This window comes from Candidatus Delongbacteria bacterium, from assembly GCA_020634015.1.
Taxonomy (GTDB): Bacteria; CAIWAD01; CAIWAD01; order CAIWAD01; family CAIWAD01; genus JACKCN01.
Window position 1 is genome coordinate 21,337 of record JACKCN010000011.1, and the last position, 8,285, is coordinate 29,621.

Here is an 8,285-nt window from a genome sequence, read left to right on the forward strand (position 1 = left end):
GAATCTCCTAGATGCTCAGCTTCTTGGCTTCGAAGTCGGTGAAGCGCTCGAAGAGCAGATGGGTCACGATGATGGCGGTGTACATGGACGAGACGATGCCGATCATCAGGGTCAGGGCAAATCCGCGAATGGGGCCCGAACCGAACTGGTACAGCACCACACCCGCAATCAGGGTCGTGAGGTTGGCGTCCACAATGGTGGTGAAGGCGCGGTCGAAGCCGGCATCGATGGCGGCCCGGATGCTGCGCCCGGCACGAACCTCTTCACGGATGCGTTCGAAAATCAGCACGTTGGCATCCACGGCCATACCCATTGTCAGAATGATGCCCGCGATGCCGGGCAGCGTCAGGGTGGCCCCGAATGCCGCAAGAATCGCCAGAATGAAGACGATGTTCAGCACCAGGGCAACCACACTGTAGCCCCCGGGCTTGTTGTAGTAGATCACCATGAAGATGGCCACGATCAGGAAGCCGAAGATCGCCGAGTTCTTGCCGGCGCGGATGCTGTCCACACCCAGGCTGGCACCCACGGTGCGCTCTTCCACGACTTTCACGGTGGAGGGCAGGGCGCCGTGCTTCAGCAGGTTGGCCAGTTCGCGGGCTTCCTCGATGGAACTCATGCCTTCGATGATCGCCTGGCCGTTGGGGATTCGGTTGCGGATCACGGGCGCCATGAAGACACGGTCGTCCAGCACGATGGCCAGGCGGCGGTCCTTGTAGGCCTCGGTGATGCGGGCGAAGGTGCGGCTGCCTTCCTTGTTCATGCTGAGCTGCACGATGGCGCTGCCCGCCTTGCCCGAACTGTAGCCCTGGTCGATGTTCACGCCTGCATCTTCCAGCACGGCGCCGGTCAGGTCGGCCTGGCGACGCACGAGGAACAGCTCGCCGAAGTTCTCTTCGCCCATGGGCTCCATCTTGCCCAGCAGCATCTGCGAGGTGGACGGAATCACCTGCTTCACGTCATCGCGAGCCAGGATCTGAAGCACGCGGTCGCGGTTCTGCTCGCTGACCATCACACCGCTGCGGCCCTGGATCACGGTCAGCAGACTGTAGAAGGGTTCGGCGCTGTCCGGAGTGGCAGCATCCAGGCCACTGAGGGCGTCATTGGAAAGAGGATCAAGTTCGGTGGTGTCGCTGCTGGCCACGGTTTCCGTGGTGGCGGCAAGTTCCGCGGTGCTGTCGGCGGCATCGGCCACCAGACTGTCCGAGGCGGCGGTTTCCAGCTTGGCCTGCTTGTTCTTGAGCAGATTGTTGATGTCTTCCAGGACCGTATTGGTCTTGACCACATCCTCGACCAGCTTGAACTCGAGCAGGGCCGTCTTGCCGATCATGCGGCGGGCGGCTTCGGGGTCGTTCACACCGGCCAGCTCGACCACGATGCGACGCTGACCCTGCTTGGTGATCGACGGCTCCTGAAGACCCGTTCCGTCCACGCGGTTGCGCAGGATGGTCAGCGAGTTGTCGATGGCGTCCTTGGACTGGGTCTCCAGTTCGGCCAGCACGTCTTCATTGCTGCGACGCCCTTCGGCTCCGCGGTTGAAGTACTCGCTGAGCGGCAGGTCGCTGAACTTGTCGGCGAAGAGAGACCAGAAGTCGGACAGGTCGCTCAGCTCGGCATCCAGTTCGCGCAGGCGGGTTTCGAAGCGGCTGTCCTTGTTGCGGGCCAGGTTGTCGACCAGGCTGACCAGGTCCACTTCCAGCACCATGTGCATGCCGCCCTGCAGGTCCAGACCCTGCTTGATGCTCTTCGAGCGCAGCTCCACGGCTTCCTTGGGATCCATGGCATGCAGCTCTTCCGGCGTGTAGCGGGCGAGCTGGATCGTGGGATACAGCTTCCAGCCAGCCAGCAGGATAAACACCGCCAGCAGAATCCAGCGCAGGCGGTTGTTGTGGCGATGTTCCATACCTTCAAGGCTCCATGAGGTCAGATTTTTAGCAAGCCCGCAAGGTAGGATTGGCTCGGCCACAAAAGCAACGCAGAAGGACCGCTGGCAGGTCCTCATTCCGAGCTTCCCTTGAATAAGGAGAGAAAGGCATGCTTCCCGAGCTGGAAAACCCCTGGATTCTGCAGTCCAGCGAGACGATCGTCCGCAATCCCTGGTTCCATCTGCGCCGTGACCAGGTCCATCACCGCCTGAGTGGCCCCGGCCAGTACTGGGTCATCGAAGCGCGACCCGCTCTGGGTGTCGTGGCCGTGGATGATGGGGGCCGGATCGTGCTGGTGGGCCAGTTCCGCTACCCACTGGGTCATTCCAGCTGGGAATTGCCGGAAGGTGGTGGAGAACCGGGCGAGGAGCTGCTGGAAACCGCGATGCGCGAACTGAAGGAAGAAACCGGGCTGATCGCCACACGCTGGACCCGTCTGGGCCACGTGCACACCTCGAACTGCTTCAGCGACGAGACCGGCACGATCTTCCTGGCCGAAGGACTCCAGGCGGGAGATGCGGCCCCGGACCCCACCGAAGTACTGCAACTGAAGACCATTGCCCTGAAGGATGCGATGCACTGTGTGCGCCAAGGACTGATCACCGACGCCATCACCGTGGCGGGCCTCTACTTCTATCGGGATTATCTGGCAGGTGAGCTGAGCGCGGAAGCCCTGTCCGCCGAGGAGGTGCAGAAATGCCACTCCCGGCTGAATCTTTGAGGCCCGCAGCTTTGGCGACGTCTCCGGCCGGCGTTTGATAGAAGGCTTGAAACTGCTAACCTGAGCCGTTTTGTTGCCAATACTCCGCCAACTATCCGCGGATTATGACCCGGACAACCCGTCTGATGTTCAAATTGGATCCTGCATGATCAAAGTCAGCACAGTTCTGAATCGTTGGCTCTCTGCCCGCTCCCGGTGGATTCTTGCTCTTGGCATGTGCCTGTGTGCCACCCTGGTCTACCGCCTCTATCGGGACATCGCGGATGAACTTCTCTTCCAGCAGAATCACGAACTGCGCCTGGCTCTCGAGCAATCCAATGCACGCATCGACCTCCTGCAGAAGCGCATCAGCAACCTGAACGAGCAGGATTCCGACCTGCGTGAGTTCGCCCAGCTCGAAGCGATTGACGCCGACATCCGCGAGATGGGTGTGGGCGGTACGGTTCCCAGTCCGTGGAGCCGCGACCCGGAAGACTCGCAGCTTGACCGCCTGGACCAGCTGGATCGTCAGCTGGCCCTGCTCGAATCCAGCATGAGCGAGATCCGGTATACGGTGGAAGCGCGCAGCGAGGAGCTGCAGCACATCCCCAGCATGCGTCCCATCCCCGGTGCGCGCATCACGTCCGGTTTCGGCCGCCGCCCCGACCCCTTCACCAACCATCCCCGCATGCATCGCGGTGTGGACTTCCATGCCCCCATGGGCACCCAGATCGTTGCCCCCGCCGCCGGCAAGGTGATCCAGGCCAGCCGCAGCAATGGGCTGGGCCGCACGATCCGCATCGACCACGGCAACGGTGTCGTCACCACCTACGGCCACCTGCTGAAGTTTTCGGTGAAGGTGGGCGAGAATGTGGAACGGGGACAGCTGATCGGCCTGGTGGGCAACAGCGGCCGCAGCACGTCCAGCCATCTGCATTACGAAGTGGTGGTGCGCGGCAACAACGTGAACCCGACCGATTACTTCCTGGCGGATGAGCTGGCCTGGGAAGAATGAGCGACTCGTCCTCATGACGGATTCCGAGCCCCGCTGCTCCTGCGGGCATACCACCGATCACAAGCTTGTCACCCGACGTGTGGAGTACAGCTGGCTGGGCTGGCTGATGATCTTCGTGGGCATCTCCGCCCATCCGCTGCGTGTACGCTATCAATGCCTGAAATGCGATCAGGTGCTGCATGTGGAATCCGATCCCCGTGTCATTCGCGACAAGCGTCGACACGACTGAGCGCAGCCCCGGCCGTACCCATTCCCGGCACGACCCGGAATGATCGACCACAGACCTGCTCCCGAAAACCTGCACCGACCAAAGAAAAAGCCCGGCATGCCGGGCTTTCGCATTGGCCCGCGTCAGCAGACCGTTCACTGATCACACGACGCCCTGGCCTCAGTGAGCCGTGTTCGCATTGCGGTCCAGGTCGATGTTGCCGGCGGAAGTCCTCAACACCAGCTCGGGGCCACCCTTGTTCAGCTGGCCGCTGGCACGGTACTCCAGAAACTCGCCGGTGACGGCGATCGGCAGCTGGGTCCGGATGCGACCCGCGCTGGTCATGGCATCCAGGTCCAGATTCAGTCCGTCAGCCACCGTCACACTGATGTTGCCGGCCGCGGTGCTGGCATGGCAGTCCTCAGCGGGTTGCATGGTCAGCTCGGTCTCGATGTTTCCACCCGCCGTCTCCAGATCGAAGGCGGCTCCGGCTTCGGACAGTGAAATGTTGCCGCCGGAGGTGCGGGCCACCACGGGACCGCGGCTCTGCTCGATCCGGATCGAGCCGCCACTGGTGGTGGCCACCAGCTCGCCCACGGACTCACTCACCCGGATATCGCCCCCCGCGGTTTCCAGCACGGCTTTCCTGTCGCAGCTTTTGAGGTTGATCGAACCACCGGCCGTAATGGCCTGCACGGGTCCGCTGATCGCCCCCAGTGTCACTCCTCCTCCGGCCGTCTCGCAGATGGCCCGGCCATCCAGATCGCCCACGCGGATGCCGCCACCGGAAGTCGCGATGTCCACCGAGTAGGTTCTGGGAACCGAGATCGCGAAGCTCAACTCGATCTGGTCGCTGTAATTGTGCCTGCCGGTCCGATCCACGGTGACCTGCACGTCATCGCCCTTCCCGTCCATTTCGAAGCGATAGTGATCCAGCACCTCGCGCGCTTCTTCTTCGTTGCGCGCCTTGACCTTGCGTTCGATGGTCACGCGCACCTGTTCCTTGTCCCAGGACACCACCTCCACCGAACCTTCCGCGGTGTCAAGAAAGAGCGTACCGCCCGCATGGACCGTGAAGTCCTTGTCCAGCGTGTCCTCGATCCGGGCTCCGAAAGCCACGGCAGCCAGCAGGTTGCTGCCGAGCAGGCCCAGCAGCAGTTTGTGTCGAACGGTCATGGTTCCTCCAGGAGTCGGCGGTGTGAATGGTGTCCTGCGAACAGGGCCTTTCGACCGGCCTGGCGTCCCTCCGGTTTCAATCAGGAGTCCATTGGCGAATGGCGCCCGGAATGGACCTGAGGACTGGATCAGCTCGGATCAGCTTCCGGATGATCCGGCGCCAGGATTTCGGGGAAGTGCAGCTGCTCAAGGGTCTGCAGGCGCTGGTGAAAGGCATGCAGGTGCACTCCGGGCCAAGTGCGTGAAATCTGGTCCAGCCGCTCCCGCTGGTGCAGCAGGAAGCGGGCATAGACCACGGAGCCGGGCTCGCTGGGGCGGTGCTCCAGCGCCGTGCGCACAGCATTCAGCTCGTCCATCATCGCCCGGGTTTCCGGGCTGAGCCAGACCTCGGCGAAGCGGTGCGAGATGTATTCGATGGCCATGGGGCTGGGATGGGCCAGATCGTCCCCGTAGTAGCGGTAGTCGCGGAGCTCGTCCATCATCAGTTCCCAGGCCGGGAAGTAATGGATGCGCTCATGACCACGGCAAAGTTCAGCCACGGCCAGGTGCAAAGCGGATTTGCTCAGAGTGTTCTCGTGTGCGTCATCGCGCAGGTGGCGCACGGGGCTGACCGTGAGCAGCACCAGGCGCTGGGGACTGGCGGTCAGGAATTCCTCCAGGGCCTGCCCCAGGCCGGCCACCAATTCGTCCACTGACACCAGACGCCGCTCGAACCGTGAACCGGGCAAGCGATGGCAGTTGGCGGTGGCCAGTCCGCTGGAGCGATCCAGCCAGGCCCAGGCGCTGCCCAGCGCCAGCACGAGGGCGCGGGCCTCGTGCCAGGCCCGATGCCCTTCCTCGACCGCGGCATTCAGCGATTGCAGGACGGCATCCTGCTCGCGACCCGCGAAATGGCCGTGGGCTTCCAGACTGGCCCAGCCCCGGTCGCAGTCCACCAGATCCTCGCGCTGGAAGGGCTTCCCTTGATGCCAACGCGCAAGCTGGGCCGCCAGCGGGAGCGGGTGATAGACCGTGCCCAGCGGGTTGCGTGTCACGGGCAGGCCCGCGGATTGCAGACTGCCACACACATCCTGCGCGAAACAGGAACCGCAGGCGAGCAAGGGATCGGTCCACGAGAACTGAAACGGTGGGGGAGGAATCGCGATCCGGCTGCGGAACCCTTCGTCCGCGCGGCGCTGATAGTGGCGGGCCATCGCCTGGCTCCTTTCCCGGATTGTGCCCCCTGGCTTTCATTAGTTTGGCCGAGCCGTTCCGGCTGACCTCCGGAGCGGTTCGAACCTACGATTCGCCCGGCGGGTTCCAGAGAGAATGCCCGGGCTCAGCGACAGAGGCTCAGCGATGAACACAGGCGACTGGAGCACATCCATCACGCGCACGGGCGAAGGTGAACTGCATGTGCGGGGTTACGACATCTGCGAGATGATCCGCGGACTCAGTTTCGCGCAGACCGTGTACCTGATTCTCAAGGGCGAACTGCCCAGCGAGGCCGAGGCCCGGATGATCGAGGGCATGCTGGTCTCCTCGATCGATCACGGCATCACACCGCCCTCCTGCCTGGCGGCCCGCACCGTGATGAGTGGCGGCAATTCGCTGAACTCGTCGGTGGCGGCCGGCATCCTCACCATCGGTGAATCACACGGCGGCGCCATCGAGCAGTGCGCGCGCATCCTGCAGGACGGTGTGTGCCAGAATCTGAGCGCCGCCCAGGTCGTGGAAGACTGCAAGGCACAGAAGATCCGCATTCCCGGCTATGGCCACCGGATCCATGCCCGTGATCCACGCACGAGCACACTGCTCGAGCTGGCCGACTCCTGCGGCTTCACCGGCGATCACATCCGTCTGGCCGTGGGCATCATGGAAGAACTGGAGCGAGGCAGCGATCGCAAGTTGCCGCTGAATGTGGACGGCGCCATTGCCGCCATCATTTCCGAAATGGGCTTCGACTGGCGTCTGGGCAAGGGCTTCTTCATCATCGCGCGCACTCCGGGACTGGTGGCCCATGTCTACGAGGAGTGGACCACCCAGAAGCCGATGCGCAAGCTGGGCCCCCTGGGCGGCAGTTACAATGGTCATCCCGACCGCCCGCTCCCCTGACCCCACCTCCCGATCAATGCAGCTGTGTCCCCCGCTTGTTCGCAATCGGGGGATTTTCCTTTGGGCGCAAGCCGGTTCCAGCCTGGAACCGACAGAAACCTGACAGAGCTCGCCAACGGCCCGCCCTTCTGTCAGTTTGTGTCAGTCACGTTGTCAGTCCTTCGTGGCAGTCCGGATGGCGTTTCGGCCACATTCAACACTATCATCTTGTTTTGACAGGACTTTTGAAAACTGGCATCGGACTTGCCATGTCTTCATTCGTCGGCGGGCCGACCCACAAGTGGCAGGCCGGCACCCAATGACCGCAAGCAAACACATACAAAAGGAGACCGATCATGTACTACCGCAACTTCCTGCCCGCCCTGGTCGCCAAGGAAATCAACCGCGCCCTGGCTGCCGAGACCTGCGAACCCGCCGCCCGCCCGCACTTCAGCGGACACCACCTGCGCAGCGAGATTCGTGACCTGAAGGAAGGATGGGAGATCTTGCTGGAAACCCCCGGCCTGGGGAAGGAGGATCTGGAGATCACCCTGGACAAGGACGAGCTGGTGATCAGCGGCACTCTCAACACCAAGGAACTGGGCGCCGACGAGCGCGTGCTGCACAGCAACCGTCTCTACGGCAAGTTCGAACGCCGCTTCCGCCTGTCCGAGGATGTGCGCCGCGACAACATCCAGGCCAGCATCCACAACGGTGTGCTGACGGTGCGGCTGAACAAGGCCGAGAAGGCCCTGCCCTCGCGCATCGAGATCCAGAGCCAGGACGCCTGAGCCTCGCCGGTGGCACAACCGGCAGACAACACGACTTCATTCGCCTCTTTTGACTCGCCTTCACACTTCCCTGACGCATCCGCCCCGGCCTTGGCCGGGGCGGTTTGTTTTCATGCCCCATCACGCCTGCGGCGGGCCTTCCTCTGCTGGCGCGAGGGAAGGGAACTTCTGCTTCACCCCGGCACACAAGCGCCCACCGCGAGACCCCGTAGCCCGGATGAAGCCTCGGCATCCGTCACACGACGGGAGTTGCTCCGGCGCAATCCGGGGGACATGACATGTCGCTCGCACCGGACTTCTCGAACCCTCAATCTTTCATCCTCTTCCACCGGCATCCTGACACTGACGCGATCTGTGATGCTTTCCTCGGCCCGGTTTCGACCTCCTGTGATGCATC

General features: G+C 62.9%; 8 protein-coding genes. 5 read left to right on the forward strand and 3 right to left on the reverse strand.

The features are described 5' to 3' along the window. Positions 1-7 precede the first annotated feature (7 nt). On the reverse strand, positions 8-1,903 hold the full coding sequence (gene secD / locus H6678_15100) for a protein translocase subunit SecD (GenBank protein MCB9475127.1): 1,896 nt from the start codon (positions 1,901-1,903) through the stop codon (positions 8-10). A gap of 131 nt (positions 1,904-2,034) precedes the next feature. Here secD and H6678_15105 point away from each other — a divergent pair, with 131 nt between their 5' ends. The 3 genes from H6678_15105 (at position 2,035) to H6678_15115 (ending at position 3,869) form a co-directional block, all read left to right on the forward strand. Then, positions 2,035-2,646 (forward strand): NUDIX hydrolase, encoded by a 612-nt coding sequence (locus tag H6678_15105; GenBank protein MCB9475128.1) that lies wholly within the window; start codon positions 2,035-2,037, stop codon positions 2,644-2,646. 214 nt (positions 2,647-2,860) lie between these two features. Continuing rightward, the gene (locus tag H6678_15110) at positions 2,861-3,640 is read left to right on the forward strand and encodes a peptidoglycan DD-metalloendopeptidase family protein (protein MCB9475129.1); all 780 of its coding nucleotides are present in this window, start codon (positions 2,861-2,863) and stop codon (positions 3,638-3,640) included. Between the two features lie 13 nt (positions 3,641-3,653). Beyond that, the gene (locus tag H6678_15115; GenBank protein MCB9475130.1) at positions 3,654-3,869 is read left to right on the forward strand and encodes a hypothetical protein; all 216 of its coding nucleotides are present in this window, start codon (positions 3,654-3,656) and stop codon (positions 3,867-3,869) included. A 159-nt stretch (positions 3,870-4,028) separates the two neighbouring features. Here H6678_15115 and H6678_15120 read toward each other — a convergent pair whose 3' ends face one another. Both H6678_15120 and H6678_15125 read right to left on the reverse strand, forming a co-directional pair. Continuing rightward, a complete protein-coding gene (locus tag H6678_15120; GenBank protein MCB9475131.1) occupies positions 4,029-5,024 on the reverse strand; it encodes a DUF4097 family beta strand repeat protein in 996 nt (331 codons plus the stop codon). 128 nt (positions 5,025-5,152) lie between these two features. Next, complete coding sequence (locus H6678_15125) at positions 5,153-6,217, reverse strand: GSCFA domain-containing protein (protein MCB9475132.1); 1,065 nt, start codon at positions 6,215-6,217, stop codon at positions 5,153-5,155. Between the two features lie 115 nt (positions 6,218-6,332). Here H6678_15125 and H6678_15130 point away from each other — a divergent pair, with 115 nt between their 5' ends. Both H6678_15130 and H6678_15135 read left to right on the forward strand, forming a co-directional pair. After that, a complete protein-coding gene (locus H6678_15130; protein MCB9475133.1) occupies positions 6,333-7,118 on the forward strand; it encodes a citryl-CoA lyase in 786 nt (261 codons plus the stop codon). Between the two features lie 335 nt (positions 7,119-7,453). Beyond that, positions 7,454-7,888: an Hsp20/alpha crystallin family protein gene (locus H6678_15135; GenBank protein ID MCB9475134.1), complete on the forward strand. Its 435-nt coding sequence runs from the start codon at positions 7,454-7,456 to the stop codon at positions 7,886-7,888. Positions 7,889-8,285: the final 397 nt, after the last annotated feature.

Coding starts and splice junctions, on each gene's coding strand:
- H6678_15110 (MCB9475129.1), top strand. CDS start 2,861: ATGTGCCTGTGTGCCACCCTGGTCTACCGCCTCTATCGGGACATCGCG.
- H6678_15125 (MCB9475132.1), bottom strand. CDS start 6,217: ATGGCCCGCCACTATCAGCGCCGCGCGGACGAAGGGTTCCGCAGCCGG.
- secD (MCB9475127.1), bottom strand. CDS start 1,903: ATGGAACATCGCCACAACAACCGCCTGCGCTGGATTCTGCTGGCGGTG.
- H6678_15120 (MCB9475131.1), bottom strand. CDS start 5,024: ATGACCGTTCGACACAAACTGCTGCTGGGCCTGCTCGGCAGCAACCTG.
- H6678_15130 (MCB9475133.1), top strand. CDS start 6,333: ATGCCCGGGCTCAGCGACAGAGGCTCAGCGATGAACACAGGCGACTGG.
- H6678_15105 (MCB9475128.1), top strand. CDS start 2,035: ATGCTTCCCGAGCTGGAAAACCCCTGGATTCTGCAGTCCAGCGAGACG.
- H6678_15115 (MCB9475130.1), top strand. CDS start 3,654: ATGACGGATTCCGAGCCCCGCTGCTCCTGCGGGCATACCACCGATCAC.
- H6678_15135 (MCB9475134.1), top strand. CDS start 7,454: ATGTACTACCGCAACTTCCTGCCCGCCCTGGTCGCCAAGGAAATCAAC.